Source organism: Paraburkholderia gardini (assembly GCF_907164545.1).
GTDB classification, from domain to species: Bacteria; Pseudomonadota; Gammaproteobacteria; order Burkholderiales; family Burkholderiaceae; genus Paraburkholderia; species Paraburkholderia gardini.
In genome coordinates, this window is sequence record NZ_CAJQZB010000008.1 from 108,039 (window position 1) to 131,543 (window position 23,505).

Genomic DNA, 23,505 nt, shown 5'->3' on the forward strand with positions numbered 1-23,505 from the left:
GCCGCCATTGCACCAAATGTCGATCTGGATCGATAGAATAAAAACGGCATCGCGATGGGATAGTGGCGTCAAAGCGCGCGTCCGCACAGCGCGGCGGCGGATTTACGAAGACTTCCGACGCATTTGCGACAGGCACGTGGAACGCTACTGGCGATGCTGTGGCACGATTGCCGTGGCGCGTTGCGTGGTGCGCTTGCGCGGCCAGATTCCACGCCGTCTACGAATGCTATGCTTGATTCACCCCTTTCCTTGCGGGCTGTGTGCATGAATTCCGCTGAACCGCGTCCCCTTCGATCCATCGACGGCCCGTCGAAGCAGCGCATCCGCTTCGGCATCATTCTGCTGCCCAACTTCACGCTGACGGCGTTCTCGGGTTTCGTCGACCTGTTACGCCTGTCGGCGGACGAAGGCGATTTCAGCAAGCCCGTGCGCTGTTCCTGGAGCGTGATAGGGGAAACCCTTGCACCGGTGCGCGCGAGTTGCGGGATCCAGATCACGCCGTGGGAAACCTTCGATCACGCGGAGCCGTTCGATTATGTCGTCGTGGTCGGCGGCCTGCTGCATTCCGGACCGGCGGCCAGCGACGCGACGCTCGCGTTCATCCGCCGCGCCGCCGCGACCGAAGCGACGCTGGTCGGCATGTGCACGGGGGTGTTTTCACTGATGCGCGCGGGCGTGCTCGACGGCCACCGCATTTGCGTGAGCTGGTTTCATTACTGGGATTTCATCGAGCGCTTTCCGTCGGTGAATGAAGATGCGCTGGTCGCGGACCGGCTGTTCGTGATCGACCGCCGGCGCATTACGTGTTCCGGCGGACGCGCGTCGATCGACGTCGCCGCCGCGATTCTGCTGCGTCACTTCGAAACGGCCACCGTGCAAAAGGCGCTGCGCATCCTGCTGGTCGACGACATGCAGAAGGGCAACGCGCCGCAGCCGCATCCACCGGGTCTCGCGCCCGCCGCGCATCCGAAGGTGAAGCGGGCGATCCTGCTCATGGAACAGCACGTGGGCCGTTCGCTGTCGCTCGATGAACTGGCGCACAAGCTGGATCTCTCTGCCCGTCAACTCGAGCGGCTCTTCAAGGCGCAAACCGGCAAGGCGCCGCAGGCTTACGCGAAGCAGGTGCGCTTGCGCACGGCCGCATGGCTGCTGACAAGCTCGGATAAAACGGTGGCGGATATCGCGTCGAGTTGCGGCTTTTCCGACGCATCGCATCTGGGGCGCGAATTCCGCAAGCAATTCGGCCTGCCGCCGATAATGTACCGCGAGCAACGCGGCACAGTGGCCGAAGCGGAAGACAGCACCGGGTATGACGAAACCTTTCCGGGGCGGGCTCAGGCGATCTGAGCGATTGATGCCGGACTGGTTCGGATACCCGAATTCGCCACGCGTTTTTCTACGCCAGCAAGCGCCGCTCGACGCTCGGCGCGTGGCCGAACTGCGCGCGATAAGCCTTGCTGAAATGACACGGCGAATGAAAACCGCACACCGTCGTCACGCGCGCAATCGACGCGTCGGTATTGCGCAGCAGTTCGCGCGCGAGACGCAAACGCAGGGTCAGGTAGTAGTGCGTCGGCGACACGTTGAGGAACATCTTGAACATGCGCTGCAAATGCCGTTGCGACAGATTGACGAGCCGGGCGAGCTCATCGAGCGATAATGGCTCCTCGATATTCGCTTCCATCAGCCGCACCACTTCGACCAGTTCTCCACGCGTGAAGCCGACCCGCGCATCGACGGGGATGTGCTGATAATCGGTCGAGCCGCGAATCCGCTCGACGATAAACTGTTCCGACACCTGCGCCGCAAGCGCGCGGCCGAGGCGCATGCCGACCAGGCTGAGCATCAGATCGAGTGGCGCGGTGCCGCCGGTGCAGGTCAGGCGATCGCGGTCGATCACGAACAGTTCGTCGGCAAAACGCACGTGCGGGTAACGCTTGTGCAGCGGCGACATGTCTTCCCAGTGCACCGTACAACGATAACCGTCGAGCAGATTCGCGGCTAGCAGCGCGTACGGCCCGGTGCAGATGCCGCCCAGTGGAATGCCTCTGGACGCGACATCCTGCAGCAGCGCGATCACGGTGGCGTCGACGTAATCGCTGACGTGCCAGCCCGCGCAAACGATCAGCACATCCGGCATGCCGGCTTCGGCGAGCGTCGTGGTGGGCTTTACGGTAATGCCGTTGCTGGCGCGCGCCGGTTCGCCATCCGGCGTGATCACCGACCACCTGTAATGCTGCGCGCGGCTCACATAGTTCGCCATGCGAAGCACTTCGACCGCGCTTGTGAACGCGATCATCGAAAAATTCGGCAGCGTCAGAAAGCCGAAGTGCGCGAGCCCGGATAGCGGCGATTCCGCTGAAGGTTCGACAGGGGGAAACGCGTCGCGCTTCATGGCCGGCTGCTCAGCCGTGCTGCGCGGCTGGCGCGCGACGCACCTTCATCACGCTGCGCAGGCCCGACAGCAGCGGCGCGCGCGCCATGCCCGGCGACCGGCCGAAGCTCTCCGTGATGCGGTCCAGAATGATCGCGAGCATCACCACCGAGAGGCCGCTTTCGAAACCGAGCCCGATGTCGAGCCGCTGGATACTCGCCAGCACGTCGTTGCCGAGACCGCCCGCTCCGACCATCGAAGCGATGATCACCATCGAGAGCGCCATCATGATCGTCTGGTTCACGCCGGTCATGATCGACGGCAGCGCGTTCGGAAACTGTACCTTGTAGAGCAGTTGCAGCGGCGTGCAACCGAACGCCTGCCCTGCTTCGACGATTTCGCGGTTCACGTGCTTGATGCCGAGCGACGTGAGGCGCACTGCGGGCGGCATCGCAAAGATCACCGTCGAGAGAATCCCTGGCACGCGGCCAAGGCCGAACAGCATCGCAGCCGGAATCAGGTAGACGAACGCGGGCATCGTCTGCATCAGATCGAGCGCCGGGCGCACCACCGTTTCGACGTAGCGGCTCTTCGCCATCCAGATGCCGAGCGGCACGCCGATCAGCAGGCTGATCAGGGTCGACGACAGCGTAAGGCCAAGCGTGATCACCGTCTGATCCCAGAAGCCCGTTCCATAGATCAGCAGCATCGCGAGCAGCGTGAACAACGCGAAGCGCCAGCCCACCCGCCACAAACCGATACCGACGAAAAACGCCATCAGCGCCCACATCGGCACCGCCTGCAAGCCGTGCTCGATCAGGGCAGCAAAGCTCTCGATGACCTTGCCGATGGAATCGAAGGTTTTCGCGTCGTGATCGAGCAGGTAACGAACACCGTGATCGACCCAGGTGCCAAGCGGAATGATTTCAGACATGGGAACCTCGATGACGGGTCAGGACATTGAGCACGTTCGTCTTGTTGACCGAACCGCAGTAGGAGCCGTCCGCCTCGACGACCGGCAGCGGCGCGCGGCTCGCCACCACGCGTCGCACGACGTCGTCGAGCGGCGTGGTGCGGTGGATGCATTCGACGTTGTTGAGCCGCGGCGACGCGCCGCCCGTCACATCGCGGCACACGAAGCCGCGAATCCTGCGCTCGCTGTCGAGCACGAACGCGTAGTCGGCATGGCCGTTCAGCGTCGCCGCGACGCTCGATGCGTCGATCTGCGTCGTGTGCGAGTGCATCAGCGGCACGGCATCGGTCTGCATCAGATCGCCGGCCGTCAGATAGCGGCTGGTGTCGATCCCTTCAAAAAACGCGCGTACGTAATCGTCGGCGGGATTCGTGATGATTTCCTGCGGCGTGCCGATCTGCACCACCTTGCCGCCTTCCATGATCGCGATCCGCGTGCCGATCCGCAGCGCTTCTTCCAGATCGTGCGAGACGAACAGGATCGTGCGCTGCTGCTCGCGTTGCAGATCGAGCAGCACGTTCTGCATTTCCTTGCGCTTGAGCGGATCGAGCGCGGAGAACGCCTCGTCCATGATCATCAGCGATGGATTGACCGCCAGCGCCCGCGCGAGCCCGACGCGCTGCTGCATGCCGCCCGACAGCTGCGCCGGCAGCTTTTCGGCGAACGGCGCGAGGCCAACCTGCTCGAGCACGGTCATCGCGCGCCGCTCGCGCTCCTTCTTGCCGACGCCCGCGACTTCGAGCCCGAACGCCGCGTTCGACAGCACGGTGCGTTGCGGCATCAGCGCGAACGACTGGAACACCATGCTCATGTCCTTGCGGCGCAGCGCCGTCAATTCCGGGCGCGGCACGCTCGCCACATCGCGGCCGTCGATCAGCACCTTGCCGGCCGTCGGCTCGACGAGGCGATTGATCAGGCGGATCAACGTCGACTTGCCCGAGCCCGACAGGCCCATCAGCACGAAGATCTCGCCCTCCCTGACTTCGAAGGAGACGTTATGGACGCCGACGATCTGACCGGTGCGCGCGAACACTTCCTCTTTCGTTGCACCGCCTGCCAGCATGCTGGTCGCCTGTTTCGGGTTGGTGCCGAATACCTTGCACAGCCCTTCGACCACGACCTTGGGGGAATTCATCGAATGCTCTCCTGGTGTGGCGCATGTGCGTCCGCGCCGTGCATACATAGTTGCCAGAAAAAAGTATGCCGGGCCGATGAATTGCGACAGGCACATGTGGAAATGCGACACGGCTCGGACGCAGACGCCGGCCGATGGCGGTGAAAACCTTGCCGGACAAGGGTTTGGCCGGCGTAGCCGGGCGTGTCGCTCGCGTGCAAGTGAAGCCCCCGCCGAGGAAAAAACCGCGGCCTGGAAGGCGTCGCGGCCATCCGGTGAAGTAAAGGCTGGACAGTTCCGGAAGCAAATCCGTGCTGCGGCGCCGCAGTGACCGGCGCAAGCCGCGCTTACGGTCAGTGACGACGTACGGGGCACAGACTCATCATGCTCACAACGCTCAGGGCCGGATATGCCTCACGCCCTGCTGCGCATCACACGAAAACGCCATGACGCACGCGTTGCCTGAAATTTGTCGCCACTGAACCAAACCGCTAATATCAGACGAAAATCCGATCCCGCATCCGTGCGCCTCATGCATGAGCGCGGCACCCGGGCACACCGGCAGCGCTGTCTCGCGATTGACGCGATCTCTGGAGAAATGCAATGGTTCGGCTGGTGATGATCCTGCTGGGCGTCGATTATCTGCGCACGCGCTGGCGGCCGTTAATGGCGGTGGGCTGGATCAGCGCGATCGTCGGCATCTTCGTCTTCATCGATGCGCTCGATGGCGCGCTGTATTTCCCGATCACGCCGTTTGCGCTGCTGCTCCTCGCGGAGGGCCTCGCGACGCTCGCCGTCGCGTGGACGGGGATGGGCGGCCAGCGCACGCTGCGCCATGTGAAAGGCGCGGCGTTCAGCACCGCGGCGCTCCTGATTCTCGGCGGCCATCATCACGGCAACTTCATCCTCTCGATGATCTTCGGCACGCTCTTTCTCGCTGACGGCCTGCTGCAGATCGTGTCCGCGAAGATCGTACGCTTTCGCACGTGGCGTCTCGCGATGGCGGGCGGCATCGTCGAAATCGCGCTTGCGATCTTTTTCTACCAGCCGTTTCCGACCTGGTACGTGGGCACCGTGCCGTATTGTCTCGGGCTCGGCCTGATGTTCGGCGGCTGGAACATGATCCTGCTCGCCGCACGCGTACGGCGGCTCGCCGCGAACCCGGCCGTGGGACGCGAAGCTGCCGCGCAGGTGGCGAGCGCGACGCCGCGCGAGCGGCAAAAACGCGGCGTCGTCGAATGGGACGGACCGCCCGCGCCCGGCGAACCCGCATTGACGGTTCACGTGTGGACGCCGGTCGGATCGTCGAAATCCGAAGCGCGGCGCCAGTTGATCGTCGACCGGTACATTGCCGCCGTGGACCGCAACGGCGTGATCTCGACGGGACACGCCGCGCTCGAATCGCCGGAAGGCGTCTATATCAGCCTGTATCCGGGTGTGGAGATCGACCGCTCGCCCGAAGACTTCACCCGCATCCTGCGCGCCACGCGCGAGAACGACGTGCCCGGCGTGTTTCAGCCCGACTACGCGACGGAATCGAACGCGTGGTGTCCATCCACGGTTCAGGTCCGTATCCGCAATTACGATCCCGAGCGGCTGCGCCGGTTCTGGGAAACGTATCGCCAGGACGCCACCTACAACCTGACCCACCGGAATTGCTCGAGCACGGTTTCGCGCGCGCTGGAAGCGGCCATCGAGGGCGCATCGGCACGCGTCTGGCAACGCGCGGGCGGCTGGCGGCCGTTCGTGCGCGTGCTGACCACGCCCGAACTCTGGATCGCGGCGCAGATCCGCAAGCGCGCGACGACGATGGCGTGGACGCCCGGCCTCACGCTCGATTACGCACGCGCGCTCAGCATGCTGGCCGATCCGCGTCCTTCCGGCTGGGGCAAGATGGCGCGGCTCGCGCTGCGACGGATGTATCGCTCGCGGCAGCAATGGCGTGAAGAAGAAAAAGCCGCTGGGGAAGGCCGTAACGCTGAGCCGGCAGGCACGGCCGGTAGCGAGGTCTAGCAGACTTTGAAAAGCGGCCGCCGCCTTGCGGATTACGTCGATAACAACATTCGGCTGGGACAGCATCGGCACGTGGCTGCCTGCCACCTCGGTGACGGTCGCCCCCTCCAGGTAATGGACGCACGCTCGTTGCCCCGGCGCATCTTGTGCCGGAAAGAGCCGTCCTGGAAGCATCCGTTCGTGGCCGACGCCGGACGGCGCACGACAGGGCTTGGGACATGCCTGCTTTGCGAGGAAACAGCCAGGCGCTAGCGAGCAAACCAGAATCTGGGGACCGGCGGTCCGGAAGAGCTAGAAACTCATTGCAAACCCGAACGACACGCCGTGGACGTTGTGACCGAAGACGTATCGCACCATCGCGCGCGTGCGAGTGATGATGACGGGATACTTGCTGCTATCGAGTTCAAGCCCGACTCCCAACGACGTGAGGTCGTTGAACCCCAGCACGCCGGCGCTGTCGCCCAAATAGTGCGAATAAGCGGCTTCCAGCACATAGCGGATCGGCCGGTCCAGCGCGTGCCAGCCGGTAGGCGCTCGCCAGCGTGTCCACAGGCTCACTTGCTGCGCCATGGCCGAACCCTGAACGGCCTCCGACGAAGCGCCGAAGCTGCGAAGGTAGATGTCGGTGGCACGCAATTCGGCATCGATTTCGTAGTTTTCGCGGTAGTGCTCGTAGTCGAGCATTAGTGATCCACCGTAGCCGTACGCGTCCAGCGAGCCATTCTCGAGGAACTTCAGATTGCTGTCAGTGACGTGATTGAAGATCGACTGCCCCACCTTCAGATCGCTTGAGACACGCCCAATCGTACCGTTCAGGATTGGACGGAACACCAGTTCATCCGTGATCCGGAAATCCCAGCCGACGCCGACCGTGCTACTGAAAGTGTTCCATTTAGTCGGGATCGCACGCTGCTCGGCGCCGTCCGTAGCGATAAAGATCGGATCGTAACGGCTGTAGGCAAGCGTCCCTTCAAGATACAACGGAAAGGATTTGCTGATCGTGAAGCCGCCGCCAAACTGCGTCTGGCCAAAACCGGGATTACCGGTGGTACCGCTGTTGACCGACAGGTTACTGGTGGTAACGTCGGGGACCGTCGTGTAGGTCATGATCGCGAGCACGGCGTTCGCGTGCTGCTTCACATTGCCGCCGATCACAGTAGTGCTCGTCGATTGGCTCGGCGCGGCCTGCGCATTCGACGGGCGGGGCAACAGGGTGAACGCCAGAGCGGCGCACGCCCACGATGCGCGGCAGGTCCAATGCATCCGGAGTGCAGGCATTGTCAAGCGACCTCGCCATTTGCCCGCGCGATTGCAAGGCGCCACACAGCGTACCGAACGCACATGACCCACGCCTCTCAGTCAGGTCGTTTTGTTTGTCTTCCACGGGACACGGCATTCCGTGTCAGCACAACACTTCCGAACCACGGATCTAGCGAGTAGCGACCGTTCCACCGTTTGCAGCGTCTGGAACGGGCTACATCGAGGCCCGCCCAATTGTATCGCTGAACGAGACGATAGAACTCGGCGCAGTTCGACGGCAGCTGTTGAACAGGATTAAGCGCCCGACGTGACCGCCTCATGTCGGGCGACGACACAACGAGCCTGATTGATCGGGCAAGGTCGACTACTGGAACAGGCCAGCCGTTCGAGTGTGCGCGTGAACTCTCAGGTGAATGATGCTCTATGGCCGCACCGAGACTGATGCCCCACCGATAGCTTTAACGCTGAGCATCGGAGGTTCTACCGAAGCGCTCCGTGACAAATTCGATGAAGCTGCGAAGCTTCGGCGACATCTGGCGGTCGCGCAGATAGAGCAGGTTGATCGGCCGTATGGGCGCCGCATGGTCGGGCAATACTTCGATCAACCGGTTTGTCTTGAGATCTGCGTCGATCAGAATGGAGGGCAACATCGCGATCCCCATACCGGCAAGCACGGCCCTGCGCAGGGCGTCCGCGTTGTCGATCCTCAGGCGGCCAGCGACCGGCACGCTCACGAGTCCGTTCGGGACGGATAGTGTCCACTCGGGCTGCGCCGTGTGCAATTCGGAGCGCGGCGGAAAGGCGTAGGTCAGACATTGGTGAGAGCGAAGGTCCTCTGGCGTCGCCGGTATGCCGTTCGCGTCAAGGTAGGTGGATGACGCACAGAGCATGAGGCGATACGGCTGCAAAGGACGCGCAACGAGGTCAGGAGTGCCCGGCGCACCGATGCGGATTGCCGCTTCGAAACCGTCCTCGATCAGGTCCGACAACGCATCGCTGGCGACGACGTCCAACTGGACCCCGGGGTAGCGCCCGCAGTAATCCGCGATGGCGGGAATCAGGCACTCGTTGCTGAAGATCACCGGCGCTGTGATGCGCAGCCGCCCGCGCGGAGTGCCGTGATGATCGAGCGCCAATCGCTCGGCGTCGTTGACGAGACCGAGAATTTCTACACAACGTTCGTAGTAGGCCTGCCCGAACGCGCTGATCTGCTGCTTGCGCGTGGTGCGGTGGATGAGCCTGGTGCCGAGCCTGGTTTCCAGTGCCTGAAGGTGATTGCCGACCATGGTGGGCGACAGCTCACAAGCGAGCCCGGCGGCCGTCAGGCTACCGGTCTCGACTACGCGCACAAATACCGTCATCGCTTTGAGAAGGTCCATTGCTCAATATTAGTTGATTCTGTGCCAATTCTAAGACCATTTATCAAGAATTACTGGGGTATTAGAGTGCAGCGTGGCTCACGATCAAGCGATCCCGTTTGCATCGCGCCCTGTCAGATCGCACATCATGCACAGACAATCGACCCGCTCGCCGCGCCTCGCCCTGGTTGCCGCCAGTCTTGGCTTCGTCATCATCTGCCTCGACGTCACGGTCGTGAACGTCGCACTCGGGCGGATTCAACAAAGCTTTTCTGTCGGCCCGACGGAACTCGAATGGGTGCTTAACGCCTACACGCTCGCCTTCGCTGCGCTTCTGCTCAGCGCAGGCGCGCTCGGCGACCGGCTGGGCGCGCGGCGCGTGTTCGCAGGCGGCTTCGCGATCTTTACCTTGGCGTCGGTGGCATGCGGCCTCGCACCCAGCGCGGTCGCGCTTGTCGCGGCGCGGACAGTACAGGGTGTCGGGGCGGCGCTATGCGTGCCGTCGTCCCTGTCGCTGCTCAGCGCGGCCTTTCCCGACTCGCTGGCGCGGGCAAAGGCCGTGAGTATCTGGGCCGGGACGGCCGCGTTGGCGCTTGGCGCCGGTCCACTCGTCGGCGGTCTGCTAATCGACCGTTTCGGTTGGCCGGGCATCTTTCTGATCAACGTGCCATTCGGTGTCACCGGCATCTGGCTGACGCTGGCCCATGCGCCCGATACCCTGCGCACCGCGACGCGCCGTATCGATCTGGCGGGGCAGACGCTGGCGGTGATTTCGCTCGCGGCGCTGATGTTCGCCGTCGTAGAAAGTGGCCGATTGGGCTGGGGAAGTCCAGCTGTAATCACGGGCATCGTTTGTTTTGTCGCGTCCGCTGCACTGTTCGTGCTGGTGGAAGCGTGGCAAAGGGAACCGATGCTGCCGCTTTCGCTATTCCAGATACCAGCGGTCAGCGTGAGTTCGGCGATAGGACTGTCGCTCAACTTCGGCTACTACGGATTGATGTTCGCCATGAGCCTCTTCTTCCAGCACGAAAGAGGATACACGCCACTCGAGACCGGTCTGGCCTTCCTGCCGATGACCGCCGTCGTCACCGTGGCCAACCTCGCGTCGGGCGCCCTCACGTCGCGTTTCGGCTATCGTCTTCCGATGGTCGCCGGGCAGGTGCTGGCGGCGGGCGGCTTTCTGTCGCTGGAGGTGATCGAGGTCAACAGCAGTTACCTGACGATTACCGCGCCGTTATTGGCGATCGGTGTCGGCGTCGCGCCGGCCGTTCCGTCGATCAATACGGCGCTCCTTGATCATGTCGATCCGCGTTCGGTCGGCATCGCTTCAGGTTTGCTGAACACGGCGCGCCAAATTGGAGGGGCGCTCGGAGTGGGCGTCTTCGGGTCGCTCATCACCGGGGCCGCAGGCAATCCAGTCAACGGACTGCACACCGCCGTCATACTGGCAGGCGTAGTCATGGTGGCAGGCATAGTGATCGCGATCTCGGGGTTGAAAGCGGCCGGTTTGCCGGCGCGGCCGGGTGGCGCTTGCTAGCGGCGTGAGACGGTGAAAGCGTTGTCGATATGATTGGTTTTAATCGACCCTTCGCCGTCATCCGCGGCGCGCGCGTGAACGACCGTTCCCTAGCGTGAATCAGCTACTCAACACTATTCGGTGGACTCAGGCGGTGATATAAGAGCCAACAGCAGACGCTCGACAAGCGCGCGAGATTCGTTTTCACAAAACACCAGTTCAGCAGCGGGTAAAAAACCGTCATGTACCAATATGCTTCGCTTGTCATACACGCGGAGCGCGCGCTTTTGGTAATCACGGGACTCATCCTCGGAGATGTCCGGAAGTTCACGGAAGAGCTTCCGAACTTGACTTCGAATGGAGTCGGTAGCCCGAAATTGCATCTCTCGGGATAAAGCATCGAGGCTCAGATAAGCTTCACTTTCTTTCTCGTGCTTCTCCATCTCGGATTTAAGCTGTTGCTCCCATTCCTTGAGCAAGGCTATCGCAACGTCGTGCTTCGAAGTCTCCTTCGCCAAGGATTCCATGGCCATGACCAGAAGAAGGAACCGTACCCGTACTTGGCGCTCGACGAAATGCGCCGCATATAGCTCAAGAGCAACAGTGAGCTTTGCTGAGGTAGCCTGGCCGTAGAGGGCGTTTCCGATACCGGAAAAACATGCCTCGATATCTGCGGTGGACAGAGTCCTGCGTTCAAGCACCGACACCTGCAATTCGGTACCGATCTGGCCACCTTCCGCCGCTACTTTGCGGATCTGCAGTGGAGCCATCGGGGTCAAATAGTCGTGTAGTCGAAGATTGATGAGAGCAGCGACTGCTGAAAGCGTGGACCTGACAACGTCGACAATTGCTGGGAAATGCTCGTCCCGTGACAGGAAATTTAAACAGAGGTCAATCTCACCTCGGTGACCATGTCGGAACGGGACGGTCAGTTGGATAACGTCCGCGGGGTCTTTTAATATCGCATCTCGAACTACGTAAAGACCAGGTACCGTCCCCGTCCAGACCAGCGGGCCAAGCTTCGTATCTTCATCCTGGTAAGCCTCTACTGGCTTTCTATTCGGGTAGGAAAGGATTGCGAGGCGCGCCGGGAGGCTTTCTTCGTCGTGTTGAATGGAGAATTGCGGTCCTTTTATTGAGGTCATGTCGGGCCAGACATTCCACGTCTGGCAGCGCAGGATGGCTACGTGTTCCGTACGGTTTGACACTTGGATTCCTGTTTTAGATGAGTGATCGCCGCCGCACTACGCGTAGGGAATCTGATATGCACGACGCGATTCGGAGTAGACGGTGCATCGAGCATAACTGGTCGCGCGCGACCAGCATTGCCCGCTTCCGAGTCCGGAGCAGGAATTCTTGATAACTAGAAGGCAAGTCTCAACGCTACCGCACCGTATTCTCTCCGAGGGTCCGAAATTGGTCGCATCTCTGCCATCCGCTTTTGGGCTACGAAGGTCCGCTCGTGGCCGCATGCAGCCTCACGCGGCCGGCACAGGACGGGGCGATCGTTGCCGTAGCAGCCAGGGATTGAATCCTGGTCTGACGGATTCGCGACAAAAATCCGCGCAGTCCAACTAATTCGGTTCGGGTAGACCGGAACTGATGACAGAGTTCGTTAGCAAGTGATTGATTTTCGACGGGACGCAGCCTGGCGAATTCCGTTTGCCTGCATGTCCGGGTCGCGGACACGAAAAGTGCGGCTTCACTACCACGCCGGAACACTCTTGCCGACGCGGCGCACATCGTCCGACACGACAACTCGACGACGACGCTATCCGCTACTACCTCGATGGCTACAACGCCAATCCGCGATCGGCCGCGATCTTTTCCGAAGAAGGATTACGTGAGTCCAGGCGGCTCTTCAAGCCGCATTTCGTCATCGCTGACTGTACCGGACATTAATACAACGAACGTCTAACTCACGACACCAGGACCCTGGCATATCTCGTTCACGGAACACGAGGTTGTGCGTGGTCCTTTGGATTGGGCGCGACGTAGACCTTGACCTTGCGCTTGAGTACGCCGGGCGGTGCGAGCCTGCTCAGATCGAATAGACCTCGCTGCCGTCCAGTTTGTTTGCGGCCTCGGAGATGGTGACGCCAGATAGATGCCAAAGAAGGCCTGGGCGAAATCGACACGCTGGCCTCGCCCCGCCCGACAGCGCATACTCGACAGACGCGTTAGCCGCATCGATCGCTCTGCCGGCGCCGGTGTTCCGGCCGCGCCGGCCCAATGCCACCGGGCACGCGGATTGCTAAAATTCGTTCCCTGTCGCTGAAGCCGCCTTCTCGCGGCGAGGCGCCCTTTCACCCGGAACCCTGACTCATGAACCTCCCGTCGCCGCCGAACGGAAGACCCAATCGCGTGTATCCGCCGCACACGCCGACGCTGCATGGACTCGCGTCGGTGGTGACCGGGGTCGTGGTGGTCTGCGGGCTGTACTTCGGGCGCGCCGTTCTCATCCCGATCATCCTGTCGGTGCTGCTCAGCTTTCTGCTCGCCCCGCTCGTCACCACGCTGCGCCGCCTGCGCATGGGCCAGTTACCGTCGATCTTCATCGCGGTGTTCTTCGCACTGGCCGTGCTGCTCGGCGCGGGCGCGCTGATCGGCGCACAGATCGTCCAGCTCGCCGCCGACCTGCCGCAGTATCAGGCGGCCATCGAACGCAAGATCGAAACCGTGCAGGAGAAAACGGTCGGTCGCGCCGACGTACTGCTCAGCCGCGCCGCCAGCGCGCTGCAGCGGGTCGCGCCTTCGCGGCCCGCGCCGCGTGTCACCGGTCGCCCCGCCCGCGGGACCCCCGCCGCGCCGATGACGGTCGAGGTCCACGAACCTGCGCCGACGCCGCTCGAACTTGCGCAACGCGCGTTTTCTCCCGCCATCGCGCCGATCGAGACGACGTTCATCGTGCTGGTCGTCACGATCTTCATCCTGCTGCAGCGCGAGGACCTGCGCGACCGCCTGATCAGCCTGTTCGGGTCGAGCGACCTGCATCGCACCACCACGGCCATCGACGACGCCGCCGTGCGCCTCTCCCGCTATTTCGTCGCGCAACTCGGGCTGAATCTCGGCGTGGGCGCGATCATCGCGCTCGGGCTCGCGCTGCTCGGCGTGCCGGGCGCGCTGCTCTTCGGCGTGATTTCGGCGCTGCTGCGTTTCGTGCCGTATATCGGCATCTGGATCGCGGCCGTGCTCGCCGTGTGTCTGGCCGCCGCCATTCAGCCGCAATGGACGATGGCCGTATGGACGCTGGTGCTCTTTATCGTCATCGATCTGGTGGCCGGGCAGGTTCTCGAGCCGCTTCTGTATGGACATCGATCGGGGTTGTCGCCGCTCGCGGTGATCGTCGCGGCGATTTTCTGGAGCTGGCTATGGGGGCCCGTCGGTCTCGTGCTGTCGACGCCGCTCACGCTGTGCATCGTCACGCTCGGCCGCTACGCCGACCGCCTCAACTTCCTTACCGTGCTGCTGGGCGACCAGCCGGCGCTGACGCCTGCCCAGAACTTCTACCAGCGGCTGCTCGCGAACGATCTGCATGAAGCGATCGTCCAGGCGGAACGATTGCTCGGCGAGATGTCGATCGTCGATTACTACGATCAGGTCGTGCTCGAAGGATTGCGCCTCGCACGCAACGATGCGTTGCGCGGTGTGCTGCATACGGAACAGCTTGCGCGGATCAACGAGGCGCTCGTCGATATCGTCGAGAACCTCGAAGCAGTGGAAGGCGCTCCGGACATACTCGCGCCTGACGAACCGAACCCGGCGACATCCGCGGACGCCACCCGCGTCGCCACGATGACAGGCGAACCGGTGCTATGCGTCGCCGGACGCGGCGCGTTCGACGAAGTTGCCACGGCGATTGCCGTGCAGTTGCTGACGCGTTACCGGACCGCCTGCGTCGCCACGACCTATGAGCACTTTCGTCGCGGCGATGTGGCTTCGGTGGATGTGAATCGCGTATCGGTGATGTGTGTGATATCTCTGGATGCCGCCGCGTCGCCGCCTTATCTGCGCAACCTCGTGCGACGCGTGCGCGCGCAGGAAACGTCCGCCGCGCTCATTATCGGTTTCGGCGCGCCGCCCGGGGACAAACCCGATGCGCCCGCCGCCGCACCTGACGGCACGCTCAGCACCACGACGTTCCGCGGTTTGATCGAGGAATCCCGCATGGCCGTGAGCGCGATGGAAGAAGAAGTAGAGGTGACGGACCGACCAGGTGAGGAACCCGGTTTCGCCCCAGCCGGGAGCTAGATCCGTCAAGACCCGGATTATGCGGGCTGCCCCGGATGGCGTCATCACGCGTTCACGCAAGACACCGTTGCGAAATCCGCGAGTGCGAGGCGCGCTGGTCCGGGGGTAGCGCGGCCCCGCGCGGCCCCGTGAACCGGCGATCCGTTACCATGACGCCTGCGCCGTCTCGTGCGACGCGTTCCTTTTCTTCGCAGAACCTCGCCTTGCCGACTTACACACTGCCCGTCGCCCTCACCGCCGAACTCGAAATCCGCAAGAGCCGCTTTATCGCGCACGCGATTCCCGTCGCGGATCGCGATGCGGCCATGGCCGCGCTGCGCAGTCTGCGCGACGAACATCCGGGCGCGACGCACGTATGCTGGGCGTTGCTCGCAGGCGGTCAGTCCGGCATGTCGGACGATGGCGAACCCTCGGGCACCGCCGGCCGGCCGATCCTGGAAGTGTTGCGGCATCACGATCTCGACGGCGTGCTGGCCGCCGTGGTCCGCTATTACGGTGGCGTCAAGCTCGGCGCGGGCTGTCTCGTGCGCGCCTACACCGACGCGATCGCGACCGCGCTCCAGGATGCACCGCGCGTCGAGCGCATCGCCCAGGTGACGCTGGCCGTCGAGATCGGGTACCCGGACGAGGCGCGCGTGCGCCGCTGGATCGAGCAGGAACATCACGCGCTCGCGGAAAGCGCCTACGGCATGGCGGTGATCCTGACCATCCGGATGCCCGCTACCGTCGTCGACGCAGCACGCGAAGCGCTGCGCGACATGACGCAAGGCCGCGCGATTTTTCCCGAAGCGGCCGCTTGAGGCATGCTTTAAGGGGCATAACCGACACGGTTTCGTCATCAGCCTGACACACCCGCCCTGCAGGATCGAAGGTCCCGCTAACCGATCCTTCAGGGCAAGGCCATGCCAGATCTCTCCTATCCGCAACCGGACGTAGCAGCTGGACGAGGCCGGAATGCGAGCCTCATCGTCTTCGTGCTCGTCATCGCCGCCGGCGCCTTTTACGTCGCCACCCATCTGATCGACGATCTGCAGCCGCTTCGCCCCAACGCGTTCCTGCCGTATTTCCTGCTCGGCATCGCGTTGCTGATCGCACTCGGCTTCGAATTCGTCAACGGCTTTCACGACACGGCCAATGCCGTCGCGACCGTCATCTATACCCATTCGCTGACACCGAACCTCGCTGTCGTCTGGTCGGGCACCTGGAATTTTCTGGGCGTGCTCACGTCGAGCGGCGCGGTCGCGTTCGGCATCCTGCAGTTGCTACCCGTCGAACTGATCCTGCAGGTCGGCAACAGCGCCGGTTTCGCGATGGTGTTCGCGTTGCTGATTGCCGCGATCATCTGGAATCTGGGCACGTGGTATTTCGGGCTGCCGTCGTCGAGCTCGCATACGCTGATCGGCTCGATCATCGGCGTCGGTCTGATGAACCAGCTGATCCACGGCTCGTCAGGCACAAGCGGCGTGGACTGGAACCAGGCGCTCGGCGTCGGCAAGTCGCTGCTGTTTTCGCCGCTGGTCGGGTTTCTGGCAGCCGCCCTGCTGTTGCGCGTGTTGAAGGCGGTCGTGCGGGTTCCCGCGCTTTATGCGGAACCGAAGAGCAAGAACCCGCCGCCATTCTGGATCCGCAGCCTGCTGATCCTCACATGCACGGGCGTGTCGTTCGCGCACGGCTCCAACGACGGCCAGAAAGGCATGGGCCTCATCATGCTGATCCTGATCGGCACGGTGCCCGCTTCCTTCGCGCTGAACAAGGCCGTCACACCGGCCGAAACGCAGACGTTCCTCGCGGTCTCGCAACAGGCTGCGGCGACGTTCGCGAAATACACGAACGGCGCGCCGCCTTCGGCGAACCCGCGTACCGACGTGGAAACCTTCGTGCAGACGCGCCAGCTCACGCCCGCGACGATCCCCGCGCTGCAACAGCTGACGGAGCAGATCGGCCAGCAGGTCGGCTCGTCGGGCTCGATGGCGAACGTGCCGAAAGACCTGGTCGATAACGTGCGTAACAACATGTACGTCGCGTCCGAAGCGATCCGCCTGATGGAGAAGGCGAAGCAGCCCGCGTTCGCGGCGGACGACCTCAAGGCCATCGACAACTTCAGGAAGCAGACCGATCACGCCACCCGGTTCATTCCAACATGGGTGAAGGTTGCGGTCGCGATCGCGCTGGGACTCGGCACAATGGTCGGCTGGAAGCGGATCGTCGTGACCGTCGGCGAGAAGATCGGCAAGCAGCATCTGACCTACGGGCAAGGCGCTTCGGCGGAACTGGTCGCGATGCTGACGATCGGCGCGGCCGACATGTACGGCCTGCCGGTTTCGACGACGCACGTGCTGTCGTCGGGTGTGGCCGGCACGATGGCGGCAAACGGTTCGGGCCTGCAATGGAACACCGTGCGCAGCCTCGTGCTCGCATGGGTGCTGACGCTGCCGGTTTCGATCGTGCTCGCGGGCGGGTTGTACTGGGCGTTTCGCTTCGTGTTCTGAAGCAGCTTCGACGGCGCAGCGGATGCGGAAACGGCGTGCAGTTCATTGAACTGCACGCCGTTTTTCATGACCTGCGCCCGGACTGGATCAGTAGATTTCCGGCACGATCATCGAAGCCGGCACCGGCTGGCGAATGTACTCCGTGTTGTACACGCGGTCAGGCAGCGCGACCGGCGGATGGTCGACCTCGTGGTACGGCACCTGGCTCAGCAAATGGTGAATGCAGTTCAGACGCGCGCGCTTCTTGTCGACCGCCTGCACGACCCACCACGGCGCTTCGGGAATGTGCGAGCGATGCAGCATCACTTCTTTCGCCTGCGTATAAGCTTCCCAGCGACGGCGGCTTTCCAGATCCATCGGGCTTAGTTTCCACTGCTTGAGCGGATCGAGAATGCGGTTCTGGAAGCGGATTTCCTGCTCTTCGTCGGTGATCGAAAACCAGTATTTGACGATCTGGATCCCGCTTCTCACCAGCATCTTTTCGAATTCCGGCACTGAGCGGAAGAACTCTTCGTACTCTTCGTCGGAGCAGAAATTCATCACGCGCTCGACGCCTGCGCGGTTGTACCAGCTGCGGTCGAACAGCACCATTTCGCCGCCCGCCGGCAGATGTTGCGTGTAACGCTGGAAATACCACTGCGTGCGTTCGCGGTTGTTCGGCGCCGGCAGCGCCGCCACGCGGCACACACGCGGATTCAGGCGCTGCGTGATGCGCTTGATCGCTCCGCCCTTGCCCGCCGCATCGCGGCCTTCGAAGATCACGACGAGCCGGTGCCCCGTGTGCATGATCCAGTCCTGCAGCTTGACGAGTTCGCCCTGCAGACGGAACAGCTCGCGAAAATAGTGTTTGCGCGCCTCGCGGGCTTCGGCAGTGAGGCCGTCCGCGCCGTCGACGATGCGGTCGTCCACTTCCATTTCGAGTTCCTCGTCGTATGCATCGATGAGGTCTTCTTCGAAACGGCGCTGACGTTCGGCAAACGCCGCGGCGTCGAGAGCCATGTCATTTTCTTTCATCGTCATTCTCCTGTGCGACGGAAACGGACTGCCCGCACGATGCGGCAGCGTCGACGAACCGATTATCGAAGCGCCAAATGTCAACCGTGTTACCCCGGTGTGGCTGTCACAGCGTACGGACAGCTTCAGGTGTGGGCCAGGGGTCGCGCAAAGCTCAGCTCGTGCCCGTCCGGATCGACGATATGAAAATAGCGCTCGCCCCACGGCGCATCCGCTGGCGCGAATTCCGGCGTCAACCCGGCGGCCTGCGCCTTGCGGTACATGCCGTCGACATCGGACACGTAAATGATCACACGCCCCCACCAGCTGATCGGGCCGCGCGTGTCGGCGATCACGTTGAGGAACGACGATCCCAGCGCGAATGATGTAAACGCCTCGTCGGGACCGCCGAAGCGGCGTGGGAAACCCAGCGCTTCGTAGAATGCTACCGCACGGGCCATGTCATGCGTCGCAAGCGTGATCGCACTGAGCGATTCGACTTCGGGCTCGTTCATGCTGTCGTGCTCCTTTCGCGCGAATTGTTCTGCAGGGTTGCCGCTCCAACCGTGGACTGCGGTGATGGAGGCGAAAGCAGCGCAAGGCCAATGTCAGGGAAGTGTCTCACAGCACGTTGGCATCGCGCGTCCCTGCGTCGACGCCGCGACACTTGAAAAACAGCGGCGCGACCCCGCATCTGCAGGTCCAATTATCTGGAGCTTCATCATGGGAAGCCGTCCCCGTTTCATCGATGATCTGTCGCCTGGCGTGCCATCGGACGCGGCCGCGCCTCACCCGCTCGCCACCGACGACGCGCTGCTCGACGCCTACTCCCGCACCGTCATCGGCGCGCTCGGGCGCGTGCAACAGGCCGTCGCGTTTATTTCCGTCGAACGGCGCCCGCCGGGCGACCCCAGCGGGCCGGGCGGCCGTGGCGTGCGCGGCGGCACGGGCTCGGGCTTTCTCTTCACGCCCGACGGCTATCTGCTGACCAACAGCCACGTCGTGCATGGCGCGACGCATATCCGCGTGACGCTGGCCGACGGCGCCCGGTTCGACGCCGATCTCGTCGGCGACGATCCGGACAGCGATCTCGCCGTGCTGCGGATCGGCTCGCCCGAACCGTTGCCGCACGTCGAACTGGGCGAATCGGGCAAGCTGCGCGTCGGGCAGATCGCGATCGCGGTCGGCAATCCGCTCGGGCTCGCGCAAACGGTCACGACCGGCGTGGTGTCCGCGCTCGGCCGCTCGTTGCGCGCGAATTCGGGACGCATGATCTACGACGTGATCCAGACCGACGCCGCGCTGAATCCGGGCAATTCGGGCGGCCCGCTGATCAACGCGTCGGGACAGGTGATCGGCGTAAACACGGCGATCATCCCCGGCGCCCAGGCCATCTGCTTCGCGACGGCCATCGATACGGCGAAGTGGGTGATCATGCAGCTCTTCGCCTACGGGCGCGTGCGACGCGCCTATATCGGCGTGGCCGGTACGACGACGCCCCTCTCGCGACGCGTGCAGCGGTATTTCGGGCTGCCGGCGGCGAGCGGTGTGCGCGTCATGGAAGTGGTCAGAGGCAGCCCGGCCGCGACGGCCGGCGTGCGGACCGACGACACGATCGTGGGTATCGACGGCGTCGAGGTGGAGAGTGTCGACGGATTGCAGCGGGTGCTCGACGCTTCGCGGATCGATCGTGTGGTTTCGGTGGTTGTCCTGCGCGGCACGCGCAAGCTCGAACTGGCCTTGACGCCGGTTGAGCAGGCCAGTTAGCCGTTTTGTTGCCGATTCGTTGCCTATACTGGGGAGATCGATCAGCTGCTGAGGAGAGCGACTTGGCCAGTGACTACCAGGTGAAAGTTGCGCGTGACATCGCTGGATATGACGATTTCGGTGTGCCCAGGGTCAGGCGCGGACCCGCGCGGGTTGTGGTTGTTGCAGCGCAGCGGGAAATGGTGTTCGGCGATCGTGAAGCGCTGGAACGGTTTGTTTTTGCCTGCCGGCAGGCTGGGGATGAGGCTTTTTCTTCTTTTTCTTCTTCCTCTGGTTCCTCTTCCTTGTCCTCTCAGGATGCCGCTCATGCCGATGCCTGGTGCCGGTTTTTTGAGCGGATTTTGAAGCTTTAGGGTTTTTTGTTTTTCATTTTTTTTGGCCTTTCCTTGTGATCATGTCGGTCTATTAGCGTCGCCCCTGTGCGGGGCGGCACCTACTTTTCTTTGTCCCCCAAGGGGACTTCCTTCGGGGCGTCTTGCCAAAGAAAAGCAGGCAAAAGAAAGGCGCTTCGAAAACTCATTTCTTCCCGGTGTGTCATTTCCGGGGAATGGCAACCCATGAAGTGTCGCCCTCACATTCCAAGCCGCGCTGGTCCGCGCACGATCTGATCTCTCGCGCAGCGCCGCCTGTGGCACAGCATTCATTCGACCTGCTTCGCACTTCGTGCGGCGCCGCGAAGGTCTCTCTTCGTTTGCGTCGTTGCAACAGGTTTCGCACCTCAATCTTGCCAAATTTTGCCAAATTGTCTAGTATGCGGATATGACGACCATGAACATATCCCTACCCGACGCTCTCAAGACCTATGTCGACGAGCAAGTCATCCAGCGCGGATACGGTACGAGCAGCGAGTATGTGCGTGAGCTGATCCGAAACGATCAGGACCGCTCGCGCCTTCGGGAAATGCTGCTCGTCGGCGGCGCTTCTGAGCCCGCCGGAGTAGCAGACCCAGCATATTTTGACGGTCTGCGCGCCAAGGTTCGAAAGCCGGGTAAGACCGGTACTCGCGGTTGATACGCGCGAAAATAGTTGCCCAGCGAAAGCAGGCCGCGCAGGACGTACAGGATGCCATCGCTTACTACCTGGGCAAAGGCTCGCAACACGCTGCACTCGGCCTTATTGACGCACTGGAAGCGGCATACAGCCATATAGAGCGGCGTCCTCAAACCGGTTCAACCCGATATGCCTACGAACTGGATCTTCCCGGATTGAGGAGCTGGTCGCTGTCACGTTATCCCTACTTGGTTTTTTATTTTGAGCGCGACGACCATATCGACGTGTGGCGCATCCTCCATGTGCAGCGCGATATCCCGTCGTGGATGCTTGAGAACTGAAACAAGCCAGATATCCAGCATTCCTCTCGGGGCAGTACGCCTTGATTCGCCACAGTGAATTGACGTAACCCACCCGCCACGATAAAAAACGGGCACCGACTCTCGATGCCCGCCTTTCCTTCCTCTTCCGCCCTTCCGGCTACTGGATCACTCTCGATATCCCGCGTCCCCGTGGGTCGGATACCGGCTCCGGTGTGTCTCCATTGATCTTGATCGCCTGGATGTCGCCGCTGAAATCCTGTCCCTTCAGCACGTATCCCTTCGCCTCGATCTCCTTCGCCAGTTCGCCATCGATCGGCTTGTACGGCTCCCAGAAAATCGTGTTCGGCGGCAACAATTGATGGTGGAAGCGCATCGCGGCCACCGCCTCCGGCAACGGCATGTTGAAGTCATACACGTTGTTGATCACCTGGAATATCGACGTGAAGATCCGCGAGCCGCCCGGCGTTCCAATCACCAGCGATACCTTGCCGTCCTTCGTCAGGATCGTCGGCGACATCGACGACAACGGACGCTTCTTCGGTTCGATCGAGTTCGCGTCGCTGCCCACCACGCCAAACATGTTCGGCACGCCCGGTTTCGCGGCGAAATCGTCCATCTCGTCGTTCAGGACGATCCCCGTGCCCTCGGCCACCACGCCCGATCCAAAGTAACCGTTGATCGTATACGTGTTCGATACCGCATTGCCCCACTTGTCGACCACCGAGAAGTGCGTCGTCTCCGCCTTCTCCGGCATCGATGTGCCAAGCCCCGGCTGCACGCTCTTCGTGTCCGAAGGCGTCGTCGGGTTCACTTCGGCGGCGCGCTTTGCGATGTACGGGTCGTCGATCAGCTGCTCGACCGGTACCTTGTAGAAGTCTGTGTCGCCCAGGTATTGCGCGCGGTCAGCAAACACGCGCTTCTCGATCTCGGCGATCAGATGCACGTATTGCGCGGAATTCAACGGCACGCCCTTGAAGTCCGACGCGAGATCCGCCTTCATCTTCAGCAGTTGCACGAGACCGATACCGCCTGAACTCGGCGGCGGTGCGGTGATCACGTGGTAACCGTTCCAGTCGGCTTCGATTGGCTTCCTCCATACGGCGCGATAATCCTGCAGGTCGCGTTTCGTGATCAGACCGTGGCCGCGCATCGAAGCCGCGATCAGGTCCGCTGTCTTGCCGTTGTAGAACTCCTTCGCGCCGTTGTTCGCGATGCGCGTCAGCACGGCGGCCAGATCGGGCTGCTTGAAGTTGACGCCCTGCTTCAGGTTGCCAAAGTACGTGTCGAAGTTCGTCTTGCCGGCGAATTCCTTCGAAGCGGTCTCGCGGCGCTTGTCGAGCTGCTCGTCGACTTCGAAACCGTCGGTGGCGTATTTGATCGCGGGTGCAAGGACCTGCTTCCACTTGAGCCGCCCAAAGCGGTGTTGCGCTTCCCACATGCCCGCTACCGTGCCCGGCACGCCGACCGCGTAGTAGCCGTACAGGCTCTTGCCCTTGATGACGTTGCCCTGGTCGTCGAGGTACATGTTGCGGGTCGCCGCAAGCGGCGCGCGCTCGCGGTAGTCGATGAAATACGGCTTGCCGTTCACGTAGAGCGTCATGAAACCGCCGCCGCCGATGTTGCCCGCTTCCGGATACGTCACGGCAAGCGTGAAGGCAATCGCAACGGCCGCATCGACGGCGTTGCCGCCTTCCTTGAAAATCTGCCCGGCGGCATCGGCGCTGTACTTGTCCGCCACCGCAATCGCGGATGCGCTCAGTACAGCCGGCTGCGGCCTGACGACACCCTTGGCGACGGCCGGCGCGCTCTCGAGAAACGCAGTCGAGACCGATACCAGCGCAACCAGCGCAAAGCCCGTTGCCGACGATTTCACGTTGTTGAGCAGCTTCATTGCGTGTCCCCCATGTCAACTCCCTCATGCAGCGATGAACAAGTCTGTTCTGGGCTTATATCACGCGAGTCCGGGATTTGCGAAGCGTCCCAGTATGTGCGACCGATGGTGCGGCACGAAAAAAGTCATCCGGCAGCAAGGAGAATCATCAAGACGCACAGGCGCTCATGAAGGCGACGCGCACGCCAAGACG

The 23,505-nt window shown here is 62.5% G+C and carries 19 protein-coding genes; 10 read left to right on the plus strand and 9 right to left on the minus strand.

Annotation, left to right across the window (positions count from 1 at the left end):
• The first annotated feature begins 264 nt into the window (after positions 1–264).
• Complete coding sequence (locus LPA37_RS08550) at positions 265–1,347, plus strand: GlxA family transcriptional regulator (protein ID WP_229012272.1); 1,083 nt, start codon at positions 265–267, stop codon at positions 1,345–1,347.
• A 49-nt stretch (positions 1,348–1,396) separates the two neighbouring features.
• Here LPA37_RS08550 and LPA37_RS08555 read toward each other — a convergent pair whose 3' ends face one another.
• From LPA37_RS08555 to LPA37_RS08565, 3 genes are read right to left on the minus strand one after another with little or no spacing between them, the layout of a single operon-like run.
• Positions 1,397–2,395 (minus strand): GlxA family transcriptional regulator, encoded by a 999-nt coding sequence (locus tag LPA37_RS08555; RefSeq protein WP_229012273.1) that lies wholly within the window; start codon positions 2,393–2,395, stop codon positions 1,397–1,399.
• A gap of 10 nt (positions 2,396–2,405) precedes the next feature.
• A complete protein-coding gene (gene choW, locus LPA37_RS08560; protein WP_228981009.1) occupies positions 2,406–3,308 on the minus strand; it encodes a choline ABC transporter permease subunit in 903 nt (300 codons plus the stop codon).
• Positions 3,301–4,482 (minus strand): quaternary amine ABC transporter ATP-binding protein, encoded by a 1,182-nt coding sequence (locus LPA37_RS08565; RefSeq protein ID WP_229012274.1) that lies wholly within the window; start codon positions 4,480–4,482, stop codon positions 3,301–3,303. Before LPA37_RS08565 ends, choW begins: the two co-directional genes overlap by 8 nt.
• A 582-nt stretch (positions 4,483–5,064) precedes the next feature.
• Here LPA37_RS08565 and LPA37_RS08570 point away from each other — a divergent pair.
• Positions 5,065–6,474 carry an HdeD family acid-resistance protein gene (locus LPA37_RS08570; protein WP_228981005.1) on the plus strand — a complete coding sequence of 470 codons (1,410 nt, stop codon included), beginning with the start codon at positions 5,065–5,067 and terminating at the stop codon, positions 6,472–6,474.
• Positions 6,475–6,765: 291 nt separating this feature from the next.
• Here LPA37_RS08570 and LPA37_RS08575 read toward each other — a convergent pair whose 3' ends face one another.
• Together LPA37_RS08575 and LPA37_RS08580 are read right to left on the minus strand one after the other, a co-directional pair.
• Positions 6,766–7,752, minus strand: a complete 987-nt coding sequence (locus tag LPA37_RS08575) for a hypothetical protein (RefSeq protein ID WP_229012298.1) — start codon at positions 7,750–7,752, stop codon at positions 6,766–6,768.
• A gap of 440 nt (positions 7,753–8,192) precedes the next feature.
• Positions 8,193–9,113, minus strand: coding sequence for a LysR family transcriptional regulator (locus tag LPA37_RS08580; RefSeq protein WP_228981002.1), 921 nt, complete (start codon positions 9,111–9,113; stop codon positions 8,193–8,195).
• A gap of 127 nt (positions 9,114–9,240) precedes the next feature.
• Here LPA37_RS08580 and LPA37_RS08585 point away from each other — a divergent pair, with 127 nt between their 5' ends.
• The gene (locus LPA37_RS08585) at positions 9,241–10,629 is read left to right on the plus strand and encodes an MFS transporter (RefSeq protein WP_229012275.1); all 1,389 of its coding nucleotides are present in this window, start codon (positions 9,241–9,243) and stop codon (positions 10,627–10,629) included.
• Positions 10,630–10,742: 113 nt separating this feature from the next.
• Here LPA37_RS08585 and LPA37_RS08590 read toward each other — a convergent pair whose 3' ends face one another.
• Positions 10,743–11,816, minus strand: coding sequence for a HEPN domain-containing protein (locus tag LPA37_RS08590; RefSeq protein WP_229012276.1), 1,074 nt, complete (start codon positions 11,814–11,816; stop codon positions 10,743–10,745).
• A 1,117-nt stretch (positions 11,817–12,933) separates the two neighbouring features.
• Between LPA37_RS08590 and LPA37_RS08595 the strand changes: the two genes are divergently transcribed.
• From LPA37_RS08595 to LPA37_RS08605, 3 genes are all read left to right on the plus strand, one after another.
• Complete coding sequence (locus tag LPA37_RS08595; RefSeq protein ID WP_229012277.1) at positions 12,934–14,859, plus strand: AI-2E family transporter; 1,926 nt, start codon at positions 12,934–12,936, stop codon at positions 14,857–14,859.
• Positions 14,860–15,062: 203 nt separating this feature from the next.
• Positions 15,063–15,659: an IMPACT family protein gene (locus LPA37_RS08600; RefSeq protein ID WP_228979275.1), complete on the plus strand. Its 597-nt coding sequence runs from the start codon at positions 15,063–15,065 to the stop codon at positions 15,657–15,659.
• A gap of 102 nt (positions 15,660–15,761) precedes the next feature.
• A complete protein-coding gene (locus tag LPA37_RS08605) occupies positions 15,762–17,348 on the plus strand; it encodes an inorganic phosphate transporter (protein ID WP_229012278.1) in 1,587 nt (528 codons plus the stop codon).
• Between the two features lie 87 nt (positions 17,349–17,435).
• On the opposite strand, the gene ppk2 is transcribed toward LPA37_RS08605, so the two are convergent.
• Positions 17,436–18,362: a polyphosphate kinase 2 gene (ppk2, locus tag LPA37_RS08610; protein WP_228979279.1), complete on the minus strand. Its 927-nt coding sequence runs from the start codon at positions 18,360–18,362 to the stop codon at positions 17,436–17,438.
• 125 nt (positions 18,363–18,487) lie between these two features.
• The gene (locus tag LPA37_RS08615) at positions 18,488–18,856 is read right to left on the minus strand and encodes a VOC family protein (RefSeq protein ID WP_228979281.1); all 369 of its coding nucleotides are present in this window, start codon (positions 18,854–18,856) and stop codon (positions 18,488–18,490) included.
• A gap of 208 nt (positions 18,857–19,064) precedes the next feature.
• On the opposite strand from LPA37_RS08615, the gene LPA37_RS08620 reads away from it, so the two are divergent.
• From LPA37_RS08620 to LPA37_RS08635, 4 genes are all read left to right on the plus strand, one after another.
• Positions 19,065–20,108 (plus strand): S1C family serine protease, encoded by a 1,044-nt coding sequence (locus LPA37_RS08620; RefSeq protein ID WP_229012279.1) that lies wholly within the window; start codon positions 19,065–19,067, stop codon positions 20,106–20,108.
• A gap of 62 nt (positions 20,109–20,170) precedes the next feature.
• Positions 20,171–20,461 carry a hypothetical protein gene (locus LPA37_RS08625; protein ID WP_229012280.1) on the plus strand — a complete coding sequence of 97 codons (291 nt, stop codon included), beginning with the start codon at positions 20,171–20,173 and terminating at the stop codon, positions 20,459–20,461.
• A 406-nt stretch (positions 20,462–20,867) separates the two neighbouring features.
• Entirely contained in the window at positions 20,868–21,119 is a 252-nt protein-coding gene (locus tag LPA37_RS08630; protein WP_228979288.1) for a ribbon-helix-helix domain-containing protein, read from the plus strand.
• Positions 21,116–21,439, plus strand: a complete 324-nt coding sequence (locus LPA37_RS08635) for a type II toxin-antitoxin system RelE/ParE family toxin (protein WP_324251873.1) — start codon at positions 21,116–21,118, stop codon at positions 21,437–21,439. The genes LPA37_RS08630 and LPA37_RS08635 overlap by 4 nt, the downstream gene beginning before the upstream one ends.
• 139 nt (positions 21,440–21,578) lie before the next feature.
• Here LPA37_RS08635 and ggt read toward each other — a convergent pair whose 3' ends face one another.
• Positions 21,579–23,312, minus strand: coding sequence for a gamma-glutamyltransferase (gene ggt / locus LPA37_RS08640; protein ID WP_229012281.1), 1,734 nt, complete (start codon positions 23,310–23,312; stop codon positions 21,579–21,581).
• Positions 23,313–23,505: the final 193 nt, after the last annotated feature.

Coding starts and splice junctions, on each gene's coding strand:
- choW (WP_228981009.1), bottom strand. CDS start 3,308: ATGTCTGAAATCATTCCGCTTGGCACCTGGGTCGATCACGGTGTTCGT.
- LPA37_RS08605 (WP_229012278.1), top strand. CDS start 15,762: ATGCCAGATCTCTCCTATCCGCAACCGGACGTAGCAGCTGGACGAGGC.
- LPA37_RS08595 (WP_229012277.1), top strand. CDS start 12,934: ATGAACCTCCCGTCGCCGCCGAACGGAAGACCCAATCGCGTGTATCCG.
- LPA37_RS08585 (WP_229012275.1), top strand. CDS start 9,241: ATGCACAGACAATCGACCCGCTCGCCGCGCCTCGCCCTGGTTGCCGCC.
- LPA37_RS08575 (WP_229012298.1), bottom strand. CDS start 7,752: ATGCCTGCACTCCGGATGCATTGGACCTGCCGCGCATCGTGGGCGTGC.
- LPA37_RS08565 (WP_229012274.1), bottom strand. CDS start 4,482: ATGAATTCCCCCAAGGTCGTGGTCGAAGGGCTGTGCAAGGTATTCGGC.
- LPA37_RS08550 (WP_229012272.1), top strand. CDS start 265: ATGAATTCCGCTGAACCGCGTCCCCTTCGATCCATCGACGGCCCGTCG.
- LPA37_RS08615 (WP_228979281.1), bottom strand. CDS start 18,856: ATGAACGAGCCCGAAGTCGAATCGCTCAGTGCGATCACGCTTGCGACG.
- LPA37_RS08630 (WP_228979288.1), top strand. CDS start 20,868: ATGACGACCATGAACATATCCCTACCCGACGCTCTCAAGACCTATGTC.
- ggt (WP_229012281.1), bottom strand. CDS start 23,312: ATGAAGCTGCTCAACAACGTGAAATCGTCGGCAACGGGCTTTGCGCTG.
- LPA37_RS08570 (WP_228981005.1), top strand. CDS start 5,065: ATGGTTCGGCTGGTGATGATCCTGCTGGGCGTCGATTATCTGCGCACG.
- LPA37_RS08555 (WP_229012273.1), bottom strand. CDS start 2,395: ATGAAGCGCGACGCGTTTCCCCCTGTCGAACCTTCAGCGGAATCGCCG.
- LPA37_RS08580 (WP_228981002.1), bottom strand. CDS start 9,113: ATGGACCTTCTCAAAGCGATGACGGTATTTGTGCGCGTAGTCGAGACC.
- ppk2 (WP_228979279.1), bottom strand. CDS start 18,362: ATGAAAGAAAATGACATGGCTCTCGACGCCGCGGCGTTTGCCGAACGT.
- LPA37_RS08620 (WP_229012279.1), top strand. CDS start 19,065: ATGGGAAGCCGTCCCCGTTTCATCGATGATCTGTCGCCTGGCGTGCCA.